Below are 26485 nucleotides of genomic sequence, written 5' to 3' on the forward strand. Positions count from 1 at the left end.
TCATTAAGTGAGGAGGAATTTACATATGACAGAGAAAAAGAAAAAAATCGGTTTTAATATCGTGAAAAATGATTCAACAGATGGACATGGTGGTTTTGGTGTTGGAGCATTAAGTCTAGAAAACATTTCACCTGTATTTGTCGATGTACTAGAGAAAACAGCATTTGTTGATATCGGTGCAATGCATGCGCGTAGTACAGTCGAAAAAGGTATTAAGTTTTTAACAAATAAAGATGAAGTTCCAAACGGAAAACCATTTTGGCTTGTGTGGGTAACGATTGAAAGAACGGCGACAGGTGCTTATTATGCAGGTGTAACAGCTTGTGAAATGACAGTTGACCGTGAAATTCGCCGCGGATATAAATCACTTCCAGAGCATGTAAACAAAATGGATAAATCAATGAAGCGTCACATTATGGTTGACCATATGGATGAATCATCTAAAAAAGTACTTGGTACGTTCTTGAAAGAACATAATGAAGCGATTTGGAACGAATCTAGTGAAGAATTGCGCCGTGCATTATTAAGTGAATAAAAAATAGCTGACGGATACCCGTCAGCTATTTTTTTACCAAGGAAGATATTTTTTCCACCAACTTGTTTTCTTCTTTTCTTCAGTTTTCTTTTCAAATGCCTCTTTGTCATCGACATGATCCATACAATATTCAGTTGGTTCTGTACCTTTTGCGAAATACATTTTAACTGAAATGGGACAATTTTTTGTAGCGATTTTTCCGTTTTCAGGGTTAATATCGACTGCAACGACGTCATTTGGTTGTTTAAACTCTTTTTTAGGTTGTCCATCTAAGCCTTTTTCCATCGTATCGGTCCATATTCTTTTTGCATATCCCTGTTCGGCTACATTTGAAATTGATTTAGGTTGATCGTATCCAACCCATACACCAGTTACAATTTGCGGAGTAAATCCAATCATCCAACTATCCGTTTCAGTAGAACCAGACTTTCCAGCATATGTTCTTGATAGCTTTGATAACATCGATTGACCAGTTACAGCAGCATAACTGCTTAGTTTTTTATTAAACATACCCGTCATCATTTCTTCCATCACAAATGCTTTGCTTTTATCAAGAACTTGCTTACTCTCCAAATGAGCATCGTATAACATATTTCCTTCATGGTCCATAATGCGGCGAATAAACATTGGTTTTACTTCTTTTCCACCGTTTGCGAACATGCTATAAGCGTTAACCATTTCAATTGGTTTTACAGGAGATGTACCGAGAGCGAGAGACGGAACATCTTTTAATGCGGTAGTAATACCGAATTGCTTCGCTGTTTTTGTAAGAATGTCTTCGCCTAAAAATAAATTGGTCTTCACGGCATATACGTTATCAGAGACCGCAAGAGCTTGCGCCATTGTTACAAAATCGTCTGCATAATAGTCTTTATAGTTTTTCGGTTTATACTTTGAAACACCGTCACCTAAAGTGAACACAGTGTATTCGCTTTTTAAGCGCGTAGCAGGGGTGAATCCTCGTTCTAATGCCGCGTAATACAGGAATGGCTTAAACGTAGATCCAGGCTGTCGAGCGGCCTGTGTAGCCCTGTTAAATTGACTCGTATTATAATCAGTTCCACCAACAAGGGCAGCTACTTCACCTGTTTTTGGATTCATAGAGACGAGCGCAGTTTGTATGTTTGTTGTGTCAGGTATGTGATCTTTTACAGCTTGCTCTGCAACAGATTGTAATTTAGGGTCTAGTGTTGTATAAATACGCAGGCCACCCTTTTGTAAGGCTTGTTCATCTAATCCGATATCACGAAGAAGAGAAGCTTGTACAGCATCTTGGAAATAAGGTGCAATCTCTGCCACTTTTTTTGTATCTAATGAGGCAAAAGTTAGTGGCTCTTTTTTTGCTGACGTTGCTTGTTTCTTCGTAATGTAACCTTGTTCTACCATTTCGTCTAATATGAGAGATTGTCGTCCTTTCGCACGATCCTCTTTTAAAAAGGGAGAGTAGACACTAGGTCCTTTCGGGATACCTGCGAGCATACTAGCTTCCGCTAATGTTAATTCTTTTGCTGTTTTATCGAAATATAGACGAGATGCAGCTTCGATTCCGTAAGCACCATGCCCGTAATAAATTGTATTTAAATATCCTTCTAAAATATGATTTTTATTATAGTTCACTTCAAGGCGGATTGTGTACATTGCTTCTAATAGTTTACGTTTCCACGTTTTATCATGATCTAAGTATAGGTTACGAGCATACTGTTGTGTAATCGTACTAGCACCTTGGACTTTTGCCATCGCTTTTAAATCGGCAACAATAGCACCAGCAATACGTTTCATATCAAAGCCATGATGTTTGTAGAATCGTTGATCTTCGATAGATAGTGTCGCCTCTTTTACATAAGGAGAGATTTCATTGAGAGATACATTGTAACGTTTTTGCATTTCATTACTTTGTCCGATAACAGTGTCATCATTAGCGTAAAAGACACTTGTTTGCGGGACAGCAACAGGGGGAGGTCCCATAATTTTTGCAACTATAATAATAACAAAAAAGGAAAAAACGAAAAAAAGAACAGAAGAAAACATTACGGTGAAGAAAAGACGTTTATATTTTTTAAGTTTCGGATTCATAGTTTGATCCATCTTTTTCAGCCCCTCAATACTAATACAAACATTATTGTATTAGTATTGAGGGTTTTCGGTTATTTTAAACAATGAAATTTCGAAAACAAAAAGCTCCTTTAATTAAGAAAGGAGCTCAAAGGCACGCGCTGGCCAATCGGTAATAATGACATCTACGCCGTAGTCAATCATAGTTTGTAAATCTTTGTATTCGTTAATTGTATAAGGGCGGAAAGCGTACCCTTGATTTTGTGCAAATTGGACAAATTCTTTTGTTAATAATTGAAAGTTTGGGTGTAAACCAGTTGCGTTTCTATTTTTTGCTTCAGCAATAGGATCAGCAAGTGGTGTGTCATATAAAATTGCTCTCGGGATTTCAGGAGCTATTTCTGCTAATAATGAAACAGAGTCGTGGTTAAATGACGAGAATACAATTTGATTAGATAGATGATATTCACGAACGAGAGCGATAGCTTTTTCTTCAATAGTTGGATAGTGGATAACATCTGTCTTCAACTCAATGTTGAGCTGTAAATTTGTCGTAGATAACCAAATGAATACTTCGCGTAACGTTGGAATTTTTGCTTCATGGAAAGAAGGGTCTTTATGGCTACCGGCATCTAAAGCTTGTAATTCCGCTACCGTTTTTTCAGAAACAAGACCTATGCCATTTGTTGTGCGATCTACTGTTTCATCGTGAATCACGACAAGTTCACCATCTTTTGATAGGTGGACATCAAGCTCAATTCCGTGGGCACCAATGCGTTCTGCTTCTTGGAAAGCAATCATCGTATTTTCTGGATGTGTTCCTTTTACCCCGCGGTGGGCGAAAATAAGTGGTTTATTCATACGGAAATCTCCTTATCGTTTCTTTTCTTTCATTATGAAACTGCTTTTGGAAAAATACAATTGAATGGGATAAACATTTACAAAAGTCTAACAGTTGCACAAAAGTTAACGTTAACGTAAAATGTAATAATCAAGTGAAGGGAGGAATAAACATGTATAAAATTGATGAAGTCACAAAGCAAGTTGGTTTAACAAAACGTACACTTCGTTATTATGAGGAAATTGGCTTAATTCATCCCCCTGAACGTAGTGAGGGGAACATTCGCCTGTATACAGACGAGGACATCGCCAGAATTAAAAGGATTGTAGAAGCGAAAGAAGTGTTAGGAATTACGCTTCAAGAAATGCAACATTTCTTATCGTTAAAAGAAAGAATGGAGCAAAGAAGAAATAGTGAGAATCCTCGTGACTGCGAAGTGATTCAAGAAATTAAAGAGATGCTTGAAAAACAAGTGCAAACGCTAGACGAGAAAATGGAGCAAATGCAGCGTGTAAAGGCGGAACTCGAAGATAGCCTACATCGTGCAGCGACATTTTTAGAGAGTACAAAAGGAGAATGATCAAAATGGAGAGCAAACAAAAATTAGGGAGATTGATTACAGTGGTGGCTACCTTCCTTGCCTTTTCGGGTATAGGGGTAGTCGACCCAATCTTACCAAGTATTGCTGAGCAAATTGGTGCATCGCATTGGCAAGTAGAGATGTTATTTACAGCATATATTTTAACGATGGCAATTATGATGTTACCAGCTGGAATATTCGCATCAAGATTTGGTGATAAACGAATGATGACGATCGGTCTTGCGATTGTAACTGTATTTGCGTTTATATGCGGTATATCGCAAACGATTGCCCAATTATCTATTTTCCGCGCGGGGTGGGGATTAGGAAATGCGATGTTCTTCGCAACGGCGATGACATTATTGATTGCATTAAGTAAAGAAGTTCATGAAGCAGTAGGACTATATGAAGCAGCTATCGGTTTAGGGATGGCAGGCGGACCGTTATTAGGCGGGATATTAGGTGGACATTCTTGGCGTTACCCATTTTTTGCGACGAGTATTTTAATTTTCTTAGCATTTATTTTAGTTTTCTTTTTTGTAAAAGAACCGGAGCGAAAAGTGAAACGTAAAGCGGCAGGCGTAGGGGAATTACTTAACCTGGTGAAATATAAACCGTTTATGCAAGGTGCGATTTCAGGAATGTTATACTACTACGGATTTTTCGTTGTGCTAGCATATTCACCACTTATTATGCATTTATCTGCTATTCAATTAGGGTTTGTATTTTGCGGATGGGGATTAGCGTTAGCTTACGGTTCTGCAATTTTGGCCCATAAGCTAGAAGGGAAATATGAACCGAAAGCATTGTTGAAAGGTAGTTTACTCGTATTTGCGCTTTTCTTAATCGCACTATTCTTCGTGAAAGTTATGTGGCTACAAATTGTATTAATTGTTCTATCGGGATTAGCATCTGGATTAAATAATGCATTATTTACAAGTTATGTAATGGATATTTCACCTTATGAAAGATCTGTTACATCAGGTGTTTATAACTTCGTTCGTTGGTTAGGTGGCGCAATTGCTCCAATCTTATCAGGAATCATTGGCCACACTGTTTCACCGCAAAGTCCGTTTTTAGTCGGTGGAATTGTTGTGTTAGTCGGTTTTGTAATGATTTTAATTCCGGTTCGAAAACCGGTAGAAGTAGAGACAAAAGCCCTTTCTTAAGAAAGGGTTTTCTTTCCTATTACAGGGCAATCCCTTTTCGTACATATGTTAGAACCCTCTGACTAAAATATATTTTCGGTATTTTTGTACTTTTAACTATACTTTTTGGATGTTTTGTTTTATTTTTGTTAGGGGACATTAATGATGTCCCTATTATAAATTTGCATTGAAAGGCGTGATTGTACGATGGAACTATGGTTCACTGAAAAACAAACAAAACATTTTGGGATTACGGCGCGTATTAACCGCACATTACATACGGAGCAAACAGAATTCCAAAAACTTGATATGGTTGAAACGGAAGAGTTCGGAAACATGCTTATTTTAGATGGCATGGTTATGACAACAGAAAAAGATGAGTTCGTTTATCATGAAATGGTAGCGCACGTACCTTTATTTACACATCCAAACCCTGAAAACGTATTAGTTGTAGGTGGTGGCGATGGCGGTGTTATTCGTGAAGTGTTAAAACACCCAAGCGTAAAGAAAGCAACTCTTGTTGAAATCGATGGAAAAGTAATTGAGTACTCTAAACAATACTTACCATCAATTGCAGGCGCACTAGATAATGAGCGTGTAGAAGTAAAAGTAGGAGATGGTTTCCTACACATTGCAGAAAGCGAAAATGAATATGACGTAATTATGGTAGATTCTACTGAGCCAGTAGGACCAGCAGTAAATCTATTTACAAAAGGCTTCTACGCTGGAATCTCTAAAGCGTTAAAAGAAGATGGTATTTTCGTTGCACAAACGGACAACCCTTGGTTCACACCAGAACTAATTACAACTGTGTTTAAAGACGTAAAGGAGATCTTCCCAATTACTCGTTTATACACAGCGAACATTCCAACTTACCCAAGTGGTCTTTGGACGTTCACAATTGGATCTAAAAAACATGATCCATTAGAAGTGAGTGAAGAGCGTTTCCACGAAATCGAAACGAAATACTACACAAAAGAATTACACAATGCAGCATTCGCATTACCGAAATTTGTTGGCGATTTAATTAAGTAAGAGCGTTAAATTGAAATAAATAAAGTGTAAGTTACTCATTTAAGGTGTTTGTCTAGAGGGCTTGAACATGCTAGTTACTTACACTGCTACAAATGAAGTAGTCTTCTTGTAAGAAAAAGAAGGCACAGGTAAATCGAGAAAGAGGAGCAGCTCGCTCCAAATTTGAGAAATAATGAAAGGTTGGGATACCTTAAGTTCCACACAAGGAGGAAAAGAGTATGCGTTTTGATGAAGCTTATTCAGGTAAAGTATTTATTAAAAGTCATCCAAGTTTTGAAGAGTCAGAGGCAGTTATTTACGGGATGCCAATGGATTGGACAGTAAGCTACCGTCCAGGTTCTCGTTTTGGCCCTGCACGTATTCGTGAAGTGTCAATCGGTCTTGAAGAATATAGCCCATATTTAGATCGTGAACTAGAAGAGGTAAAATATTTTGATGCGGGTGATATTCCATTACCATTTGGAAATCCACAGCGTAGCATAGACATGATTGAAGAGTATGTATCAAAACTTTTAGATGCCGATAAGTTTCCACTAGGTCTCGGCGGTGAGCACTTAGTGTCTTGGCCAATTTTTAAGGCAATGGCAAAAAAATATCCGGATTTAGCAATCATCCATATGGATGCTCATACTGATTTACGTGAATCGTATGAAGGGGAGCCTTTATCCCACTCTACACCTATTCGTAAAGTGTGCGATTTAATTGGTCCGGAAAACGTATATTCTTTCGGTATTCGTTCTGGAATGAAGGAAGAATTCGAATGGGCAAAAGAAGTAGGTATGAACTTATATAAATTTGACGTATTAGAACCGTTAAAAGAAGTATTACCGAAACTTGCAGGACGCCCAGTTTATGTCACAATCGACATTGACGTATTAGACCCAGCTCACGCTCCAGGAACAGGAACGTTAGAAGCTGGAGGTATCACATCTAAAGAATTATTAGATTCCATCGTGGCAATTGCAAATTCAAATATAAATGTAGTTGGAGCAGACTTAGTAGAAGTAGCTCCTGTCTACGACCATAGTGATCAAACACCAGTCGCAGCAAGCAAATTCGTGCGGGAAATGCTGCTCGGTTGGGTAAAGTAAAAGCGGAATCGGCTCGCTCAGAATCGCAGGTCATTGGAACGCCCGACCGAGAAGCACCTTTGGCTTCGACCGAGAGTGTGAAATGGCCGGAGATTCTAGCCGCTGTAGCTGGATAAAAAAGAGCTATTCTCAAACGATGAGAATAGCTCTTTTTCTTATGCAACCTTCTCTTCCGAAGTAATGCCGCGAATTTCATCAGCAGAACGAATTGGATATTTACGGAACACGATTGATCCGATGTATCCAACAATCGTGGTAACGATTCCACATAATACAGCAGCAATTGTTACTTTTACAACGTCATTAAATCCGAATAAGACAAGAAGTCCTGGGATTGGTGATGCTGTTCCTGGCGCATTATTAACGAGCTGGAACAGAGATGTAATAATACCAGCAAGGGCACCGCCAACGAAGTTTGTCGCATAAATTGGAATTGGATTTGCTGAAACAACATCGGCTTGTGTTAAAGGCTCGATTGCTACAGCGATTGTGTCTTTCTTTGAACAAATTTTTAGTCGTTTAAAGAAAATAAAGTTCATTGGGGCTGAGGCTGCTACGGCAAGACTACCAATTGCCATTGGTAAACCTGTTAATCCTAGCATTGCAGTTAGTGCCATAGAACTTAATGGAGAGGTAGAAATAACTGTTATTAATCCACCAAGCATAATACCCATAATGATAGGACTTTCTGTAGTTGCAACTGAAATCATAGAACCGATTTTACCGAGCGTTGCGTTCACGAGCGGATCCATAAGCATGGCCATTCCGCGTGAGATTGGTGCGGCAATAAATAAAATTGCTAAAAACTCTACACCAGCCGGTAATTTCTTTTCGAGAAATTTCACGACGAAAGCGCAAACGTATCCAGCGAAAAATCCTGGTAAAATACCGAATCCGCTAGTAGCGATACCGATTAAAACAGCATATACGGGTGAAACACCGATTGCTAGTGCGACTAAAATTGCCGCTGCGACACCGCTCATACTACCAGAAGCTTCTCCTACTGATTGTAAAAAGTCATTATGAAACATCTCTCCACCGATATAACGGTGAAATGCTTCAATAAGAAAACTTGCGATTGCTGCATTAGCTAAAGCACCCATTGCTTTCATTCCATAAGGAGCACGGTAACTAAAAAGTGTAAATAGACAAAGTACAACAAGTAATAGTGCTAAACCTTGCAAGATAGCCATTTGAAAACTGTCTCCTTTGATTTTTGTAATAAAAATTTGTATCATTCAATAATAATATAAAAGTTCATGAAACGGAAAAATTTTTTATTGGGAAATTGCTATAAGTTGAAAAACCCTTACAATAATGTAAGGAAAGTGTAAGACTTTTCAATAGAGTATAGTATGCCTTTTTCCGTATAATACAGGTATAGAAATAAGATTAGTGAGAAAGAAGTGCAAACAGGAGGCGCATGTATGAAATTGGTAATTAAAGTTTTAGCTGTATTCGCCATTATTTTAGGTGGAACAGCGTACTATTTAAACACGAAAACAGAAGGTGTGCATGCTTTTGTAGACAACTTCTTTTCAAATAAAGAAATACAAGATTATTATGCGGTTATAAATAAAGGTGAGAAAAAAGACGGTGAATACTTGTATACATTTAAAGGGTATACAGAAGACGGAAAGTTACAAGTTGTGAAAAGAATGATGAACCGTGAATTGCATACGGGGGCGTTTATAAAAATTTATGCAAAAGGTATGCAAGGAAAAGGATGGGCTGAAATCCCAAAAGAATCAATTCCGCAAAAAGCGTTGGAAAAAATAGAAAAACCGTAAAAGGAGCGAATCGTTCGCTCCTTTTTTAGTGCGTTAAAATGGTGATAGCTGAATTCTCTTTATTAGAAATGATTTTTGCACGTCCACCAATTGGGAAAGTGAAAATCGGGGTTGTATGCCCGAAACTTGCGTTTGCAATGATAGGGATATGTGTAAGTTCAGGCTTTGAAGCAATCATTTCTTGAATGTCTTCTATCGTACATTCTGCTCCTTTTTGCATTCTTCCTATAACAATGCCTTTTACATGTTCAAAGTTAGGTTGCTGCATAAGAGAATGTAAATAACGATCAAAAGTTTTAAGGGTAGCTGTTCCAGTTAAACTATCCTCTTCAAGAAATAAAATTTTATCCTGTAAATTTGGCATATATGGTGTACCTTGTAGTAAATTCAATGTGCTCATATTACCACCGATAATCTCTCCAGTTGCTTCGCCTTCGTGAATTGAAATGTATCCTTCATTTTTAATGAACTCTCGATTTTCCTGATCGATGTACCAAGAATCATCGCTCCACGTTTCAGATGGCAGGACTTCAATAGGCTCATTAGAAGTTAAGCATTTTAAAAAGTAATCGTTCGTATACTCGAGTCCTTTCTCCATTCCAAATGAAGAGAAATGGGGTCCTGAATATGTAACGAGTCCTGTTTTTGCATAGATGACATTATTTAAAGCGGTAATATCAGAATAGCCACAGAAAAACTTCGGATTTTCTCGAATTAAATTATAATCGAGATGTTTCAATAAACCATTAGAGTTGTATCCGCCAAGTGTCGTTAAAATGGCTTTTACATTCGGGTCTCTAAATGCTTCGTGGAGGTCTTGAATGCGTGAAGAAATAGAAGAGGAAGCAAATCGATCTATCTCATCAGCATATGTTGAGAATGTAACTTGAAAGCCCATGTCGGTTAATCTTTTTATAGCAAGCTCTTGATTCGTATTTGAGACAATACTTAAACTACAAGAGGGTGAAATAACTCTAATTTCATCACCTTTTTTCAATTTTGTTGGTAGCACATAACTCACCTCTTTAAATGAAAGAATATTTAGATTTAAAAAATATTTTATCATATGAAATAAGGTGAAGGTGAATTATCTTTTGAAAAGGAGTTTTCCTGATTTTTCAGCAGACAGACAGAGGTTTTTTTTGATATGATAGGAAAAGTGATTTATTATAAGTAGTATTTAATATCTATAACATTTGAAAGGTGTGCAAGACGTGGAGAAACAACTTGCAGGCTTGCCGGTACACGTTCATTTCGTAACAGAAATCCGTGAAGGGGCGAGGAAGGAAACCGTTGCTTTTGAAGCAAATGGTCAATACTATGTAAAAGGTCAAGGTACATATGTAACATTCCAAGAGCCGAACGAACAGGGCGAAGTGAAAACAATTATTAAAATTCAAGATGAACAAGTTCTCATTATGCGTTCAGGTGCTGTTTCAATGCGTCAAACGCATGTGAAAGGTGAATGGACAACTGGTACGTATACGAGTGAACTTGGTACGTTTGCATTGCAAACGAAAACTGATAATGTTCTTTTTAAATGGTCGGATGAAAAGAAAAAAGGACAACTTTTCTTAACGTACGCATTGCTTCTAAGTGAACAAGAAGCTGGCAGATATACAATTACACTTAATTTGAAGGAGGCAAAATAATGAATTCTTTAGAACAAGTAAAAGGATTAATTAAAGAAGAAATTCAAGCTGCTGTATTAAAGGCAGAATTAGCGACAGAAGAACAGATTCCAAACGTTGTATTAGAATCTCCAAAAGATAAAACAAATGGTGACTTCTCTACAAATATGGCAATGCAACTTGCACGCGTTGCGAAAAAAGCACCTCGTATGATTGCAGAAGAATTAGTTGCAAACTTCGATAAAGCAAAAGCTTCTATTGAAAAAATTGAAATCGCAGGACCTGGTTTCATTAACTTCTACATGGATAATAGCTACTTAACAGACTTAATCCCAACAATCATTAACGCTGGCGAAGCTTACGGTGAAACGAATACTGGTAAAGGTGAAAAAGTACAAATTGAGTTCGTATCTGCGAACCCAACAGGTGACCTTCACTTAGGACATGCACGTGGTGCGGCAGTGGGTGATACTTTATGTAACGTATTAGCAAAAGCAGGATACGATGTATCTCGTGAGTACTACATTAATGACGCTGGTAACCAAATTCATAACTTAGCTCTTTCTGTTGAAGCTCGTTACATGCAAGCTTTAGGTCTAGAGAAAGAAATGCCAGAAGACGGATACCATGGTGCGGACATCATTGGAATCGGTAAGCGTTTAGCTGAAGAGTTTGGCGATCGTTATGCAAAAGCTGATGCTGAAGAAAGCTATGAGTTCTATCGTTCATACGGTTTAAAATATGAGTTAGCAAAACTTCAAAAAGACTTAGAAAGCTTCCGTGTTAAGTTTGATGTATGGTTCTCAGAAACATCATTATACAAAAACGGAAAAATCGATGCTGCACTTGCAGTATTAAAAGAGCGTGACGAGATCTTTGAAGAAGGCGGTGCAACTTGGTTCCGTTCTATGACTTACGGTGACGACAAAAACCGTGTATTAATTAAAAACGACGGTTCTTACACATACTTAACGCCAGATATCGCTTACCATCGTGATAAATTAGAGCGTGGTTTCGATAAGTTAATCAACATTTGGGGTGCTGATCACCACGGTTACATTCCTCGTATGAAAGCTGCTATTCAAGCGCTAGGTTACGATAAAGAAACACTTGAAGTAGAAATCATCCAAATGGTACAACTGTACCAAAATGGTGAAAAAATGAAGATGAGTAAGCGTACAGGTAAAGCAGTTACACTTCGTGAGCTTATGGAAGAAGTAGGCGTGGACGCAATGCGTTACTTCTTCGCAATGCGTAGCGGTGATTCTCATTTAGACTTCGATATGGACTTAGCTGTATCAAAATCTAATGAAAACCCAGTATACTATGCACAGTATGCTCATGCTCGCGTATGCAGTATCCTTCGTCAAGGTGAAGAGTTAGGACTAGCTGCAGGCGGAGACGTGAATTACAAGCTTGTTACTTCGGAGAAAGAAGTAGAGTTACTGAAAAAACTTGGTGAATTCCCAGCTGTAGTTGCGGATGCAGCACAAAAACGTCTGCCACACCGCATTACAAGCTATGCATTTGAATTAGCAGCAGCATTACACAGCTTCTATAATGCAGAAAAAGTATTAAACCAAGATAACTTAGAATTAAGTAAAGCTCGCTATGAGTTAATGAAAGCAGTACGCACTACACTTCAAAATGCATTAGCAATCGTAGGAGTATCTGCACCAGAAAAAATGTAATTAAGAAAAGCGAAGCCGATTTTTCGCTTTCAGTAAAAGGCAATCACACGATGTTGTGATTGCCTTTTTGTATGGAGATAATAAAAAAATAAAATTTTATCAAACAAAAGGAGAATTTGCGTCGTCTTATATAAATGACAGGAGGTTTCCGATGGAAGAAAAGGTAGAAGAATTAATTGATATATATAAGCAGCAAATATATTCCTTATGCTATAAATTAGCGAAAACGAAAGAAGATGCAGAAGATATTTTTCAAGAGACTTGGATAAAAGTTTTTTCCTCTCGGCACCAGCTTTCTTGCGTGGAAAATTATAAAAAATGGATTACTACAATTTGTGTTCGTGCGTTTTATGATTTTTATCGTAAGAAGAAAAGGTGGAAAGATCGCGTATTGGATTTGTTTCATAAAGAGGATGGTGGAGAAATCGATTTCGCAGATGAAGTGAATATATCAGAAGAATTTATTCAAAAAGTGGAAGCGGAAATGATACGGGAAGTTATACAGCTATTGAATGAAAAATATAAAACCGTGCTCGTACTCTACTATTATGAACAATACTCTTATAAAGAAATGAGCGAAATATTAAATATACCGATTGGTACGGTGAAATACCGCCTTAATTATGCGAAGAAGCAAATGCGGGAACATTTGGAGGGGTTCGTTTATGACGGAAGATAAGTTTGATCAGAAGATAAGGAGCAGCTTAGCTGAAGACATGATTCCAAGCGAAGAGCTGATAAATAATACGAAACAGAGCGTACGAAATGCTCGAAAATTAGAGAAAAGATGGGTTATTTGTATTCATGCGATTTGGATTATTTTATTAACAATTGTTATGGAGCAGTTTGTCACTCATTTGAATCATAAAGTCCCTATGTTGATAGCAAGTGTGATTATGATGCATCTATACGTTCCTATATATGTTGTCATACAGTCATTTTTAAAGAAGGAGTATAAATTACATGATAGAGTTCGCTAAGCCATTTGTAGTATTTGAGATAGCTGGGATTACAATGCTTTTAACTTTTATAGCACTTTTAGTATGTGTAGCATCATGGGTGTATACAGATGCGAAAACGCGTGGGATAAGTAAGTGGTGGAGTGTTATAGCGATTGTATTACCATTTTTTATTGGAGTTTTGTTATATATGATACGAAGAAGTAACAAGAAAATAGAAGGAGAACATACGATGAAGGCTATGAAAAAACAAAAGATAACATTAGTTGTCATATTTGCAAGTACGATGTTTGTATTACTGAGCGGCTTTGCTTTCGTTCAAACGTTAGATGATATGTGGAGAGCTGGTGATATATATTTAGAAAATGAGAAGAAAGGGGAGACCAGCTACGAGGCAAAATTCTTATCATGGGATATTGCTGGGAAAGATATTGAACTAGAGTATGCGAAAGATACAGAAGTAACATTTTCTTATGAGACAGATGCAAAACGTGGGAATTTATGCTTTAGCTTGTATGAAAGACAAGGAGAAGGTATAAGAGAGTTAAAAGAGATCTGTGAATCGAAAAAAGGTACTTTCAAAGCTACATTAAAGGCAAATGAAAAGTATGTATTTAATATAAGTGGTGTATTGGTGAAAGATGGTTTTGTAAAAGTGAATTGGGAAATAAAATAAAGGGCCTTGAGAAAGGCCCTTTATTTTATTGGATTGTATACGTAACGGAAAAGCTAACAGGACTATAGTAAACGAAAGGTGCATGAAATTGAACATACATATTTCCATCTGTTTTTGCAGTGAAAATTCGGCCGTAACCATCAGAATAGCGCCCAATAAGGTTATGACTTGAGTCATAAACACTGTAACTAGGAGTTTTACTGTTAGGTTGAATTGTTAGTTCCTGTCCTTTTTGAAGGAAAATAGGTTCTTGTTCAGAACTACTTCCAGTTTGTAAAGAATAAAATTTTGTAAAACTTTGTTCTTGAGTGGCAGCAGCGACTTTTGTTTCAGGAATAAAAGCGGTAGCGCCAGTAATTCCTGCTAAAGTTAAAGCACTGGCTAAAATCATTTTTTTCATAGTAGAAAAAACCTCCTTATTAGTTGTAATCATTTTTGTTACACTTAATATTGTATAGGATAATGAGCAGGAGGAAATATGCTTTTATGCATATATGTATTTTCTCAATAAAAAATCACCACTTTAAAGTAGGTGATTTTTGTTATAACTAATTGTTTTTTTCTTTTGGACTGACAAAAGAAGACGGATAAAGGCTTTATATCTGTTTTTTTAAAAAAATTAATTTGTATTGAGAAATAGAAAAGTGCAACCTGAATTATTTGTATATTTTTAATGAGGATATAGATGTTATCACTTTTAAAAGAAAGGTGGCTTTTTCTGAAAAACCTAAACATATAATGTTGTGTAAATTAAGGAGAATTATATGAGGGTGGTCAACCTTAGCCAGAATATGATATGTAAAATAGGATAATTGGTTAACCTAAAGATGCCTTATAATAATGAAGTAAAAATGGGGAGCAACAATTAACTATTGATTTTTGGTAACAATTCTAGAATAATAGACTATGGAAAAAATTTGTTGTTTTTTTGGGGGAATTACGAAAAAAGGCATGTCTGTATTATTTATTGATGAAATGCTAATAGGGAATGTTGTAATTGCTTTAAATCATGTTATTACAATCAAGGTAAGTGTACTTAAAATTATAATCTATCTAACAACTGAGTAGGTAATCCTCAAAACTTCTTATTTAAGGAGTCAAGGATTTGGTGCTAATCAACTTGATTTTTTAGATTCGATAAAAATAATGAGGAGATATACAACTCTTATTTTTGATTTAACATCATTTATATATATATATATTAATACATAAACTTATATAAGTATATATAAATATTTTATTATTCGTAAAGAAATTAAAAATTTTTAGCGGATAGATGATATGTAGGTTTATTTTAATTTTTTGACATAGCTCTAGAATCAGATCCATCAGGAGAAACCCTTTTTCTCGACACCCATTTATATACTCCAAAAATGAAAAGACTGATTCCCGTATTTCTGCAAAATTCACATGAAATCAGTTGAAAATCACAATCGTTTTTAGTTACCCCCAAACTTGTTTCACTTTATTCAGATTTGGAGAATATTTCTTTTATCTTCATAGACAAATAATACTTCGTCCGTAATATTTTAATCATATAGCGCTGATGTTAAAATGTTTTTTGCATCAATTTATTTCGGTATTTAACTAAATATCAAATGTTTTAATACATGGACATTGTCAGCCGTACTTATGATGACAGAAAGCTTATCTTCTAATGATATCCTGTAAAATATGAGTATTTTAACTCGTTCCACATTTATAAGCTTTTTTGCTGGTATGCTGAGTGCGACTATAATCCGTAATTTTCGTTATTTTTCAGAATGATAAGTATGGAAGTTGATAGGATGCATATTTGCTGTGAAGTAGTTAGTCTATATTTGCCCGCACTAAAATCTTTTACACATAGAATAATCATTTTATAATCCCTAAGGCACAAAAAGAAGAATGGTTGTCATGAGTTTCGTCTGGAATGCATTTTAAATCATTTTTTCCTGATTTTAAATGTATTCCAGTATCTGTCGCCTATATGTATTTATTATTTAAACTTTTTTGTCAAAGTTTATCTATGTTCCTATTAAAAAATATAGGTCAAAAGTACATAATTGTAGGCGTGTCGAAAATGTTAGATACACTTATAAAAAATCAAGTTTCAAGTTGTTAAGTAGTAGTGAAGGGGGGAAGAGAAATCATAATAGCTATTAAAAATACGTAGGTGAAATAGTTGGATAATAGAATTTTCATCATAACATGTTTGTACCAGAAACTATTTATATTTTAAATTATGAGGAGGCTAACATAAAGTATGTATTTAAAGAGAATAACTTCTATTTTTTCGATTATAATGATTTTCATGTTTACTATAGGTCAGAGTCTTTTACCTATAGTAGCAAACGCACAAGAATTAAATACATTAGGACTTGTGGATAGTTTTAAGATTGATAAAACAGATCTTTCTATCGGACAACGGACTAAAGTAACTATAAACTTCAGTGAAAAAGATAGTCTTAAGCTGAAGTCTGGAGACACACTAACATTAACACTGCCTCCAGAATTAAAAGGATTAAATACAGAGTTTCTATTAGATGATTATGGTACTTGTAAAGTCACTGCAGGTACTGTGGTATGTACATTTAATGATAAAGTGAGTACACATCAAAATATTAAAGGGTATTTAAACTTTTTTGTGGAAGCTGCTAATGTAGGAACGGATGAAAAGAAAGAGATTGAAACCAATTTCGGTACAAATGTAGATAAGCAATCTGTAACAATTACCGGCCCAAGCAGTGGTGGGGGTACAGATCCTGGAAAGCCACCATTTTTTTATAAAACTGGTGATATGAACTCAGGTAAGAGCGATGAAGTACGTTGGTTCTTGAATATAAACTTGGCTAAAGAAGAGTTAAGTCGTGATATTGTTGTGACTGATAATTTACAGGAAGGTCAAACACTTAATAAGGATAGTTTCTATATAATTGTAGATGATTATATAGGTCGTCGATCTTTAACGCTACAAGAGCTTGAAAAGCAAGGTTACGGAACGATTACCTTTACTGGAGACAAATCATTTAAAGTTGTGCTTAATAAGGATAAAGCGCGTCTTGCCTCCTTTTCGATTGGTTATACATCTACTATAACGGAAGCTGGGAAGAAGCAAGAGTTTTTTAAGAATGATTATACGATTGATTACCAAGTTCTAAACAAGGAACCAGTTAATGAATCGGGTACTCATCCAGTCGAAAATATGACAGCTGGCGGTGGTGCTGAAGGTAACGTGACTCCAAAAGGAACACTAAAAATTGTGAAGCATATTGAAGGGGATGAAGAAAAAGTAATCCCAAATGTTTCGTTTAAGTTGTATAAAGAGCCTGATGAACAAGTTGGAGATGTATATAAAACAGATGAAAAAGGGATAATTGAAATCCCTAATTTACAACCAGGTAAATATTATGTGAAAGAAGTTTCAGCTCCAGACTATGTTGATTTCGATCCTCAAGCAAAAGTAATTTTTGAAGTTAAATCAGATGCTGTAAATGGAGTTAAGTTGCCAATTTCAAATAAGGTGAAAACTACATCTATTGCAGGGACGAAGACGTGGAAAAACGATAACGAGAAAGATCGTCCAAGTTCAATCAAAGTAGAATTACTACAAAATGAGAAAGTAGTAGACACGAAAGAAGTAACAGCGGCAGATGGTTGGAAATACAAATTCGACAACCTAGCAACGTATGATGCAAATGGAGTAGCGTACAAGTATGAAGTAAAAGAACAACCGATAGATGGATACACAACAGAAGTAAACGGTTATGATATTACAAATACAAAAGTGGTACAAAAAACCAAAGTAGAAGGAACGAAAACATGGAAGGACGGAAATGCGGAAGGTCGTCCAACGATGATTAAAGTAGACTTACTACAAAGCGGTACAGTGATTGCGACGCAAGAAGTAAGCGAAGCAACAGGTTGGAAATATGAATTTAAAGATTTGGCGATAACCAATGCAGACGGAAAAGCATATAAGTATGAAGTGAAAGAACAAGCAGTAGACGGATACGAATCCAAAGTCAATGGTTATGATATCACGAATACAAAGGTAGGCAAGACATCAGTTGCAGGAACGAAGACGTGGAAAGGTGGCACAGAGGAAGAGCATAAAGCCATCAAAGTAGACTTACTACAAAACGGTACAGTGATTGCGACACAAGAAGTCAGCAAAGAAACAGGCTGGAAGTATGAATTTAAAGATTTAGTAGCGTTCGATGCAAATGGAAAAGCATACAAGTATGAAGTGAAAGAACAACCGGTAGATGGATACGAATCCAAAGTCAATGGTTATGATATCACAAATACAAAAGTAGGCGAAACAAAAGTAGAAGGAACGAAAACATGGAAAGACGATAACGCGAAAGATCGTCCGGAAATGATCAAAGTAGATCTTTTACAAAGCGGTAAAGTAGTAGATACAAAAGAAGTAACAGCGGCAGCAAATTGGAAGTATACGTTTGAAAAACTTCAGGCATACGATGCAAACGGAGCAGCGTACAAGTATGAAGTGAAAGAACAAGCAGTACCAGGATATGAATCCAAAGTAAGTGGTACTGATATCACAAATACAAAAGTAGGCGAAACAAAAGTAGAAGGAACGAAAACGTGGAAAGACGATAACGCGAAAGATCGTCCGGAAATGATCAAAGTAGATCTTTTACAAAACGGTAAAGTAGTAGATACAAAAGAAGTAACAGCGGCAACAAATTGGAAGTACACGTTTGAAAAACTTCAGGCATACGATGCAAACGGAGCAGCGTACAAGTATGAAGTGAAAGAACAAGCAGTACCAGGATATGAATCCAAAGTAAGTGGTACTGATATCACAAATACAAAAGTAGGCAAAACAAAAGTAGAAGGAACGAAGACATGGAAAGACGGAAATGCAACAGACCGTCCGACGATGATCAAAGTAGACTTACTACAAAACGGGAATGTGATTCAAACACACGACGTACTAGCAGTAATGGGTTGGAAATATATATTCTCAGATCTAGAAGCATATGATGCGGAAGGAAAGGCTTACGAGTATACAGTGAAAGAACAGCCAGTACCAGGATATGAATCTAAAGTAAGTGGTACTGATATCATAAATACAAAAGTAGGTCAAACAAAAGTAGAAGGAACGAAGACATGGAAAGACGATAACGCAACAGATCGTCCAGAAATGATTAAAGTAGACCTTTTACAAAATGGTACAGTGATCGCGACGCAAGAAGTAAGCAAAGTAACAGATTGGAAATATGAATTCAAAGATTTAGTAGCGTATGATGCAAATGGAGTAGCGTACAAGTATAAAGTGAAGGAACAACCGATAGCTGGATATGAATCCAAAATCAACGGTTATGACATCACAAATACAAAAGTAGGCGAAACAAAAGTAGAAGGAACGAAAACATGGAAAGACGATAATGCGAAAGATCGTCCGGAAATGATCAAAGTAGATCTTTTACAAAACGGTAAAGTAGTAGATACAAAAGAAGTAACAGCGGCAACAAATTGGAAGTACACGTTTGAAAAACTCCAAGCATACGATGCAAACGGAGTAGCGTACAAGTATGAAGTGAAAGAACAGCCAGTACCAGGATATGAATCCAAAGTAAGTGGTACTGATATCACAAATACAAAAGTAGGTCAAACAAAAGTAGAAGGAACGAAGACATGGAAAGATGATAACGCAACAGATCGTCCGGAAATGATTAAAGTAGACCTTTTACAAAATGGTACAGTGATTGCGACGCAAGAGGTAAGCAAAGCAACAGGTTGGAAATATGAATTTAAAGATTTAGCAGCATATGATGCAAATGGAGTAGCGTACAAGTATGAAGTGAAGGAACAACCGGTAGCAGGATATGAATCCAAAGTAAGTGGTACTGATATCACAAATACAAAAGTAGGCGAAACAAAAGTAGAAGGAACGAAAACATGGAAAGATGATAGCGCGAAAGATCGTCCGGAAATGATTAAAGTAGACCTTTTACAAAACGGTAAAGTAGTAGATACAAAAGAAGTAACAGCGGCAACAGAATGGAAGTACACATTTGAAAAGCTCCAAGCATACGATGCAAACGGAGTGGCATACAAGTATGAAGTGAAAGAACAGCCAGTACCAGGATATGAATCTAAAGTAAGTGGTACTGATATCACAAATACAAAAGTAGGTCAAACAAAAGTAGAAGGAACAAAGACATGGAAAGACGATAACGCGAAAGATCGTCCGGAAATGATTAAAGTAGACCTTTTACAAAATGGTACAGTGATTGCGACGCAAGAGGTAAACAAAGCAACAGACTGGAAATACGAATTCAAAGATTTAGCAGCGTATGATGAAAATGGAGTAGCGTATAAGTATGAAGTGAAGGAACAAGCGGTGGCTGGATATGAATCCAAAGTAAATGGTACTGACATCACAAATACAAAAGTAGGCGAAACAAAAGTAGAAGGAACGAAAACATGGAAAGACGATAACGCAACAGATCGTCCAACAATGATCAAAGTAGACCTTTTACAAAATGGTAAAGTAGTAGATACAAAAGAAGTAACAGCAGAAACAAACTGGAAGTATACGTTTGAAAAGCTCCAAGCATACGATGAAAATGGAGTGGCATACAAGTATGAAGTGAAGGAACAACCGGTAGCAGGATATGAATCCAAAGTAAGTGGTACTGATATCACGAATACAAAAGTAGCGAAATTGACAGTAGAAGGAACAAAAACGTGGAACGATAACCAAGCAACAGATCGTCCAAGCTCGATTAAAGTAGACCTTTTACAAAATGGTAAAGTAGTAGATACAAAAGAAGTAACAGCGGCAACAAACTGGAAATATGCATTCACGGATTTAGAAGCATATGATGAAAATGGAGTAGCGTACAAGTATGAAGTGAAGGAACAGCCGGTAACGGGATACGGATCTGACGTACACGGTTATGACATCACAAATACGAAAGTAGGCGAAACAAAAGTAGAAGGAACGAAGACATGGAACGATAATAACGCAACAGATCGTCCGACAATGATCAAAGTAGACCTTTTACAAAATGGTAAAGTAGTAGATACAAAAGAAGTAACAGCAGAAACAAACTGGAAGTACACGTTTGAAAAGCTCCAAGCTTACGATGCAGAAGGTAAGGCATATAAGTATGGAGTGAAAGAACAGCCAGTAGCTGGATATGAATCCAAAGTAAAAGGTTATGACATCACGAATACAAAAGTAGGCGAAACGAAAGTAGAAGGAACAAAAACGTGGAACGATAACAATGCAACAGATCGTCCAAGCTCGATTAAAGTAGACTTACTACAAAACGGTAAAGTAGTAGATACAAAAGAAGCAACGGCGGCAACAAACTGGAAGTATACGTTTGAAAAACTCCAAGCATACGATGCAAACGGAGCAGCGTACAAGTATGAAGTGAAAGAACAGGCAGTACCAGGATATGAATCCAAAGTAAATGGTACTGACATCACAAATACAAAAGTAGGCGAAACAAAAGTAGAAGGAACGAAAACATGGAAAGACGATAACGCAAAAGATCGTCCGGAAATGATTAAAGTAGATCTTTTACAAAACGGTAAAGTAGTAGACACAAAAGAAGTAACAGCGGCAACAGAATGGAAGTACACATTTGAAAAGCTCCAAGCATACGATGCAAACGGAGTGGCATACAAGTATGAAGTGAAAGAACAAGCAGTATCAGGATATGAATCCAAAGTAAATGGTACTGACATCACAAATACAAAAGTAGGCGAAACAAAAGTAGAAGGAACGAAAACATGGAAAGACGATAACGCAAAAGATCGTCCGGAAATGATTAAAGTAGATCTTTTACAAAACGGTAAAGTAGTAGACACAAAAGAAGTAACAGCGGCAACAGAATGGAAGTACACATTTGAAAAGCTCCAAGCATACGATGCAAACGGAGTGGCATACAAGTATGAAGTGAAAGAACAGCCAGTATCAGGATATGAATCCAAAGTAAAAGGTTATGACATCACGAATACAAAAGTAGGCGAAACAAAAGTAGAAGGAATAAAGACGTGGAAAGACGGAAATGCAACAGACCGTCCGACAATGATCAAAGTAGACTTACTACAAAACGGGAACGTGATTCAAACACAAGACGTATTCGCAGTAATGGGTTGGAAATATACATTCACAGATTTAGAAGCATATGATGCGGAAGGAAAAGCTTACGAGTATACAGTAAAAGAACAACCATTAGCAGGATATGAATCCGAAGTAAATGGTACTGACATCACAAATACAAAAGTAGGCGAAACAAAGGTAGAAGGAACAAAAACGTGGAACGATAACAATGTAACAGATCGTCCAAGTTCAATTAAAGTAGATTTACTACAAAACGGTAAAGTAGTAGACACAAAAGAAGTAACAGCAGAAACAAACTGGAAGTACACGTTTGAAAAGCTCCAAGCATATGATGCAAACGGAGTAGCGTACAAGTATGAAGTGAAGGAACAACCGGTAGACGGATACAAATCCGAAGTAAAAGGTTATGACATCACGAATACAAAAGTAGGCGAAACAAAAGTAGAAGGAACAAAAACGTGGAACGATAACAATGCAACAGATCGTCCAAGTTCGATTAAAGTAGACTTACTACAAAACGGTAAAGTAGTAGACACAAAAGAAGTAACAGCGGCAACAGAATGGAAGTACACGTTTGAAAAGCTCCAAGCATACGATGAAAATGGAGTAGCGTACAAGTATGAAGTGAAGGAACAACCAGTAGCTGGGTATGAATCCAAAGTAAAAGGTTATGACATCACAAATACAAAAATCAAGGACGAGCCAAATGTAGATCCAAAAGATCCAAGCGCAGATCCAAAAGATCCAAGCACAGATCCAAAAGATCCAAGTACAGATCCGAAAAATCCAAACACAAATACAGGCAACAATAGCGATTCAAAAGTTCCACCTACTACAGAAAATGATAAGCCAACATTACTTCCTAACACAGGAGGAACATCAGCAGGAATGAGTTCAATTCTTGGAGGTATGGTATTGTTCCTTTTAGGTGGAATCCTACTCGCTCGTCAGCGAATTAAATAATAAAAAAGCTTTAGATTATTGATTACACTGTAAACTGAGTAGCTGACAAATTAAAAAATTACTATTGATATTGCTCCCTTTAGGTAAGTATTCAAAAACACTTCACAATAAGGTGAAGGGAAGAATGCAGCCTGAAGGGTTTTTTTTTATAGAAAAAAGGGAACAATTTCAAGGTGGACTCAATCAGTGGCTCTAAAACGATAACAAAACCGTTTTTAAGAAGCCCATTATCATTGGACCATAAGCTTAGAGCGTGGTATCTCATGTAATTTAAGGTCAATGCTATGTTTCATTAAGTTTTGGATGAATGCATAGCCATTTTTATGGCTAATTTAGAAATAGCATATTGTAAAGCTTTGTTCTTGAGTAGCTGATGCAACGTTTATTTTAGGAATGAAGGCAGTAGTTCCTGAAGTTCAAGTTAACACAACTGCAAGAGCACCTTTTTATAATTGAAAAACCTTCTCATTAGATGTAATCAATAGTATTTAAATTTTTTATTCTACATAATGCTATGTGATTGATATCTTTTATTTATATATTACGATTTTAATTATACACCATAATACCATGTAATGAATATGCTTTTATGCATATTCATTTTTTCTTAATAAACAGCCACCGATTAATCGGTGGCTTGAAATAGTATTAAGCGGCTTTCTCTCCTGTTTTTACGGTGGAATGAAGGCTATTATAGACGCCTGTACCAATAACCTCTAATGCCATTTTCATACGTTCAGGTGAAATGTTCTCAAATACGTTATCTTGAGGTGTGTGATATACCTTCTCGATATGATAGATTAATGGATTCCAACTATCGACACCCATCCAAATAAATAGGGCGGCAGGAATACCAACTTCAGCAAATGGCACGTGATCACTGGAGCCGAATTTCCCTTGCAGTACGAGGTCATTATTTAATTGTTTACCTGCTTGTAAGGCTGCGTCTGTTACAAGGTTTGGAGAACCGTTAGGCGTCATAGCATATAAATTCTTTGCTTTATCGTAATTTGTTGCAACCATGTCTGCGTTAAAGACACCTAAAATTCGATCGCGTTCTTTTTGGGATAAACTATTAACGTAATAATCGGAGCCAAGTAAGCCAGTCTCTTCAGAACCAAAAGCAATAAAACGAATTTCTTTATCAGTTTCTACATTTTGAAAAGCACGAGCTAACTCTAATACTAATCCTGTACCAGAAGCATTATCGTTTGCTCCAGGTGCTCCAACTACACTATCATAGTGCGAACTTACAACGACAGCTTTTTCATTACCTGTACTGTTTTTTGGTTTCTTTTTAGCGATGACGTTTAAGGATTTTAAATTAGATTCATGTCTCGCTTTTAGGGAAAGAATTGTTGTCCCTTTTTTAGCGATTTCTTCTTTAAATGCATTTCCTTGCGCATAAGCAAGACCAAAGACAGGAATAGATTGCTTTTTCGTTAGGCGGGGATTGAAGGTTTGTCCATAATTTCCGCGTCCACCAATTAAACTGTATAAAAGAACACCTTTTGCTCCTTTGCTAACAGCATTTTCAACTTGTTTATTGTAGTCTGCTACTGTTGTTCCCCTTTCAAATAGAACAATCTTTCCATTTACTTCATTTGGAATATCCTCTAATTTTGTCCCACCTTGAACAAAGATAAGAGGAGCTGTAACAGCTTCTGTAGAAATTAGTGCGTTAGGAGCAGCGCCAGCTTGCCAATTACGCTTTGTGGATAATGGGGATTCAATAAAGCCAACGTACTGATCTGGCACTTGAAATGGTTGATAGTCTACTTCATAGCCCATTGATTTAAGTTGCATACCAACGTAGCGAGAAGCCCATTCTTCTGATTTTGTCCCACCAGGGCGAGGACCAATTGTTTCGGATAAGAAACGGATGTGTTCGATGGCGCGGCTTGCATCAACTTGTTTTGTGATAGGTGAAGTCTGTGTGATTTCTGACGTGGAATCAGCTTTGGCTTGTCCAATTGGAGCCAAGCTAACAGCGAGTGATACAGCAAGCAAAGAGCTTACTATTTTTTGTTTTAAAGATTTTTTCATTTTTTCCTCTCCTATTCTTCTATTCTCTCTGACTGACAAAAGAAGACGGATAACGACTTTATTTTACCTTTACCTTTTTTATTTTTCAATATTCTGACATTGAGAAATAAAAAATACTATATGCATATTTGCATATTTTTGGTGGAGATATGTATGCTATCATTTTAAATGAAGGTTCGCTTTCTGTTTGGAAAGCTCCTACATTGCATGAATCTAGTGTACCCAAACTTTAGATTATGTAGAGAAAAGAATCCACTGTAGGGTTTCTTTTCTCGTGTTTGAATCATGTGATGATAAATATGTTTCCGCATTTCATAATTATCATCAGTGATATATGTAAGGCATCCATATGAAAATACGAGGCTGTTCAAAGGTTTTCCGTACTTTTGGGCAGCCTCACCCCGTTAAAAAGGTGGTGCCTTGATGCACCACCTTTTATTTATATAAATTTTTGCATACCTAAAAGTAATAAAAAATAGCCGTTTGGTAGGTTTCTGCTACCAAACGGCTATTTTTTATATTTCTGTTAAAATAATCGGTTCGCCGCGTGTTACGACAACTGTATGTTCACATTGTGCAACAAGGCTTTTATCAGGTGTAACGAATGTCCAACCATCATCGCCGCGCTCAATAATGTGATCAGCTTTCATAGAAATGAATGGCTCTACAGCGATAACAAGACCGTCTTTTAGAAGTGCATTATCCATTGGGTCAAAGTAGCTTAAAATGTGATTTGGTGCTTCATGTAAGCTAAGACCAATACCGTGACCAGTTAAGTTTTGAATCACATTGTATCCATTTTTATGTGCGAAATTTGAAACAGCACGACCAATTTGATTTTGCTTTGAACCAGCTTTAACCTTTTTCATTGCTGCCCAAAATGCATCAACAGCTGCTTGGCAAAGCTTTTCTTTTGCTTCATCTTCTCCAAGTACAAATGAAATACCTGTATCTGCATAATAGCCATCAAGTGCAGCAGATACGTCGACGTTTACTAAGTCGCCGTCTTTTAATACACGCTCTCCTGGAATACCGTGAGCAACTTCTTCGTTTACACTGATGCAAGTTACACCAGGGAAATCATATTCTTTTTCAGGTGCAGAAATAGCACCATGCTCATCTAATACTTTTTTACCGATCAAATCAAGCTCTTTCGTTGTCATACCTGGCTTCGCTTCTTTTTTCATTTCTTCACGTGCAAGCGCAACGATGCGGCCGATTTTTCGTAAGCCTTCTAAATCTTGTTCATTACGAATAATCATGAAAACCACTGTCCTTCCTCGAATGTATATCTTACCCGATTGTATCATGTTTATTTTCGTCCTGCTACTCGCTTGCGGTATGTAGGTTGATTC

Annotated in this window: 19 protein-coding genes; 12 read left to right on the forward strand and 7 right to left on the reverse strand. The window is 36.7% G+C overall.

The genetic code is table 11. The features are described 5' to 3' along the window. The first annotated feature begins 25 nt into the window (after nt 1-25). Nucleotides 26-535, forward strand: coding sequence for a YwhD family protein (locus tag QEP67_RS00555; RefSeq protein WP_000136683.1), 510 nt, complete (start codon nt 26-28; stop codon nt 533-535). 33 nt (nt 536-568) lie between these two features. Here the strand turns inward: QEP67_RS00555 and QEP67_RS00560 are convergent, their stop codons facing one another. Both QEP67_RS00560 and QEP67_RS00565 read right to left on the reverse strand, forming a co-directional pair. Beyond that, nucleotides 569-2620 (reverse strand): PBP1A family penicillin-binding protein, encoded by a 2052-nt coding sequence (locus QEP67_RS00560; RefSeq protein WP_353706493.1) that lies wholly within the window; start codon nt 2618-2620, stop codon nt 569-571. Between the two features lie 102 nt (nt 2621-2722). Beyond that, on the reverse strand, nt 2723-3448 hold the full coding sequence (locus QEP67_RS00565) for a glycerophosphodiester phosphodiesterase (protein WP_001039758.1): 726 nt from the start codon (nt 3446-3448) through the stop codon (nt 2723-2725). Nucleotides 3449-3600: 152 nt separating this feature from the next. Here QEP67_RS00565 and QEP67_RS00570 point away from each other — a divergent pair, with 152 nt between their 5' ends. The 4 genes from QEP67_RS00570 (at nt 3601) to speB (ending at nt 7282) form a co-directional block, all read left to right on the forward strand. Next, nucleotides 3601-4008, forward strand: coding sequence for a MerR family transcriptional regulator (locus QEP67_RS00570; RefSeq protein WP_353706494.1), 408 nt, complete (start codon nt 3601-3603; stop codon nt 4006-4008). Nucleotides 4009-4013: 5 nt separating this feature from the next. Continuing rightward, nucleotides 4014-5177 carry an MFS transporter gene (locus QEP67_RS00575; RefSeq protein ID WP_000444245.1) on the forward strand — a complete coding sequence of 388 codons (1164 nt, stop codon included), beginning with the start codon at nt 4014-4016 and terminating at the stop codon, nt 5175-5177. A 186-nt stretch (nt 5178-5363) separates the two neighbouring features. Then, nucleotides 5364-6191 (forward strand): polyamine aminopropyltransferase, encoded by an 828-nt coding sequence (speE, locus tag QEP67_RS00580; RefSeq protein WP_000424696.1) that lies wholly within the window; start codon nt 5364-5366, stop codon nt 6189-6191. A 218-nt stretch (nt 6192-6409) separates the two neighbouring features. Continuing rightward, a complete protein-coding gene (gene speB, locus QEP67_RS00585) occupies nt 6410-7282 on the forward strand; it encodes an agmatinase (RefSeq protein ID WP_001209823.1) in 873 nt (290 codons plus the stop codon). Nucleotides 7283-7437: 155 nt separating this feature from the next. On the opposite strand, the gene QEP67_RS00590 is transcribed toward speB, so the two are convergent. Continuing rightward, complete coding sequence (locus QEP67_RS00590; protein ID WP_000996323.1) at nt 7438-8475, reverse strand: PTS sugar transporter subunit IIC; 1038 nt, start codon at nt 8473-8475, stop codon at nt 7438-7440. A 234-nt stretch (nt 8476-8709) separates the two neighbouring features. Between QEP67_RS00590 and QEP67_RS00595 the strand changes: the two genes are divergently transcribed. After that, a complete protein-coding gene (locus tag QEP67_RS00595) occupies nt 8710-9072 on the forward strand; it encodes a YxeA family protein (RefSeq protein WP_000779928.1) in 363 nt (120 codons plus the stop codon). Nucleotides 9073-9097: 25 nt separating this feature from the next. Here the strand turns inward: QEP67_RS00595 and QEP67_RS00600 are convergent, their stop codons facing one another. Then, on the reverse strand, nt 9098-10138 hold the full coding sequence (locus tag QEP67_RS00600) for a S66 peptidase family protein (protein WP_074651464.1): 1041 nt from the start codon (nt 10136-10138) through the stop codon (nt 9098-9100). A 148-nt stretch (nt 10139-10286) separates the two neighbouring features. Between QEP67_RS00600 and QEP67_RS00605 the strand changes: the two genes are divergently transcribed. The 5 genes from QEP67_RS00605 to QEP67_RS00625 all read left to right on the forward strand — a co-directional run bounded on the left by QEP67_RS00605 (nt 10287) and on the right by QEP67_RS00625 (nt 14029). Then, nucleotides 10287-10724: a DUF1934 domain-containing protein gene (locus tag QEP67_RS00605; RefSeq protein WP_000414868.1), complete on the forward strand. Its 438-nt coding sequence runs from the start codon at nt 10287-10289 to the stop codon at nt 10722-10724. Further along, on the forward strand, nt 10724-12394 hold the full coding sequence (gene argS / locus QEP67_RS00610) for an arginine--tRNA ligase (protein ID WP_064459791.1): 1671 nt from the start codon (nt 10724-10726) through the stop codon (nt 12392-12394). The genes QEP67_RS00605 and argS overlap by 1 nt, the downstream gene beginning before the upstream one ends. Before the next feature lie 151 nt (nt 12395-12545). Next, the gene (locus tag QEP67_RS00615; protein ID WP_000391645.1) at nt 12546-13073 is read left to right on the forward strand and encodes an RNA polymerase sigma factor; all 528 of its coding nucleotides are present in this window, start codon (nt 12546-12548) and stop codon (nt 13071-13073) included. Beyond that, the gene (locus QEP67_RS00620) at nt 13060-13374 is read left to right on the forward strand and encodes a hypothetical protein (protein ID WP_000133818.1); all 315 of its coding nucleotides are present in this window, start codon (nt 13060-13062) and stop codon (nt 13372-13374) included. The genes QEP67_RS00615 and QEP67_RS00620 overlap by 14 nt, the downstream gene beginning before the upstream one ends. Then, nucleotides 13358-14029, forward strand: coding sequence for a hypothetical protein (locus QEP67_RS00625; protein WP_000568887.1), 672 nt, complete (start codon nt 13358-13360; stop codon nt 14027-14029). The genes QEP67_RS00620 and QEP67_RS00625 overlap by 17 nt, the downstream gene beginning before the upstream one ends. Before the next feature lie 25 nt (nt 14030-14054). Here the strand turns inward: QEP67_RS00625 and QEP67_RS00630 are convergent, their stop codons facing one another. Next, a complete protein-coding gene (locus QEP67_RS00630; RefSeq protein WP_000738236.1) occupies nt 14055-14429 on the reverse strand; it encodes a hypothetical protein in 375 nt (124 codons plus the stop codon). A 1845-nt stretch (nt 14430-16274) separates the two neighbouring features. On the opposite strand from QEP67_RS00630, the gene QEP67_RS00635 reads away from it, so the two are divergent. Beyond that, on the forward strand, nt 16275-23084 hold the full coding sequence (locus QEP67_RS00635) for a Cna B-type domain-containing protein (RefSeq protein ID WP_353706495.1): 6810 nt from the start codon (nt 16275-16277) through the stop codon (nt 23082-23084). Between the two features lie 648 nt (nt 23085-23732). Here QEP67_RS00635 and QEP67_RS00640 read toward each other — a convergent pair. Then, the gene (locus tag QEP67_RS00640) at nt 23733-25130 is read right to left on the reverse strand and encodes a M28 family metallopeptidase (protein ID WP_000749135.1); all 1398 of its coding nucleotides are present in this window, start codon (nt 25128-25130) and stop codon (nt 23733-23735) included. Between the two features lie 515 nt (nt 25131-25645). Further along, on the reverse strand, nt 25646-26440 hold the full coding sequence (gene map / locus QEP67_RS00645; protein WP_002108936.1) for a type I methionyl aminopeptidase: 795 nt from the start codon (nt 26438-26440) through the stop codon (nt 25646-25648). Nucleotides 26441-26485: the final 45 nt, after the last annotated feature.

It is taken from the genome of Bacillus cereus group sp. MS39, assembly GCF_040448665.1.
GTDB classification, from domain to species: domain Bacteria; phylum Bacillota; class Bacilli; order Bacillales; family Bacillaceae_G; genus Bacillus_A; species Bacillus_A wiedmannii.

Excerpts from the sequence above, each read along its gene's own strand:
- QEP67_RS00555 (WP_000136683.1), top strand. The coding sequence starts at position 26 with ATGACAGAGAAAAAGAAAAAAATCGGTTTTAATATCGTGAAAAATGAT.
- QEP67_RS00560 (WP_353706493.1), bottom strand. The coding sequence starts at position 2,620 with ATGGATCAAACTATGAATCCGAAACTTAAAAAATATAAACGTCTTTTC.
- QEP67_RS00565 (WP_001039758.1), bottom strand. The coding sequence starts at position 3,448 with ATGAATAAACCACTTATTTTCGCCCACCGCGGGGTAAAAGGAACACAT.
- QEP67_RS00570 (WP_353706494.1), top strand. The coding sequence starts at position 3,601 with ATGTATAAAATTGATGAAGTCACAAAGCAAGTTGGTTTAACAAAACGT.
- QEP67_RS00575 (WP_000444245.1), top strand. The coding sequence starts at position 4,014 with ATGGAGAGCAAACAAAAATTAGGGAGATTGATTACAGTGGTGGCTACC.
- speE (WP_000424696.1), top strand. The coding sequence starts at position 5,364 with ATGGAACTATGGTTCACTGAAAAACAAACAAAACATTTTGGGATTACG.
- speB (WP_001209823.1), top strand. The coding sequence starts at position 6,410 with ATGCGTTTTGATGAAGCTTATTCAGGTAAAGTATTTATTAAAAGTCAT.
- QEP67_RS00590 (WP_000996323.1), bottom strand. The coding sequence starts at position 8,475 with ATGGCTATCTTGCAAGGTTTAGCACTATTACTTGTTGTACTTTGTCTA.
- QEP67_RS00595 (WP_000779928.1), top strand. The coding sequence starts at position 8,710 with ATGAAATTGGTAATTAAAGTTTTAGCTGTATTCGCCATTATTTTAGGT.
- QEP67_RS00600 (WP_074651464.1), bottom strand. The coding sequence starts at position 10,138 with ATGATAAAATATTTTTTAAATCTAAATATTCTTTCATTTAAAGAGGTG.
- argS (WP_064459791.1), top strand. The coding sequence starts at position 10,724 with ATGAATTCTTTAGAACAAGTAAAAGGATTAATTAAAGAAGAAATTCAA.
- QEP67_RS00615 (WP_000391645.1), top strand. The coding sequence starts at position 12,546 with ATGGAAGAAAAGGTAGAAGAATTAATTGATATATATAAGCAGCAAATA.
- QEP67_RS00620 (WP_000133818.1), top strand. The coding sequence starts at position 13,060 with ATGACGGAAGATAAGTTTGATCAGAAGATAAGGAGCAGCTTAGCTGAA.
- QEP67_RS00625 (WP_000568887.1), top strand. The coding sequence starts at position 13,358 with ATGATAGAGTTCGCTAAGCCATTTGTAGTATTTGAGATAGCTGGGATT.
- QEP67_RS00630 (WP_000738236.1), bottom strand. The coding sequence starts at position 14,429 with ATGAAAAAAATGATTTTAGCCAGTGCTTTAACTTTAGCAGGAATTACT.
- QEP67_RS00635 (WP_353706495.1), top strand. The coding sequence starts at position 16,275 with ATGTATTTAAAGAGAATAACTTCTATTTTTTCGATTATAATGATTTTC.
- QEP67_RS00640 (WP_000749135.1), bottom strand. The coding sequence starts at position 25,130 with ATGAAAAAATCTTTAAAACAAAAAATAGTAAGCTCTTTGCTTGCTGTA.
- map (WP_002108936.1), bottom strand. The coding sequence starts at position 26,440 with ATGATACAATCGGGTAAGATATACATTCGAGGAAGGACAGTGGTTTTC.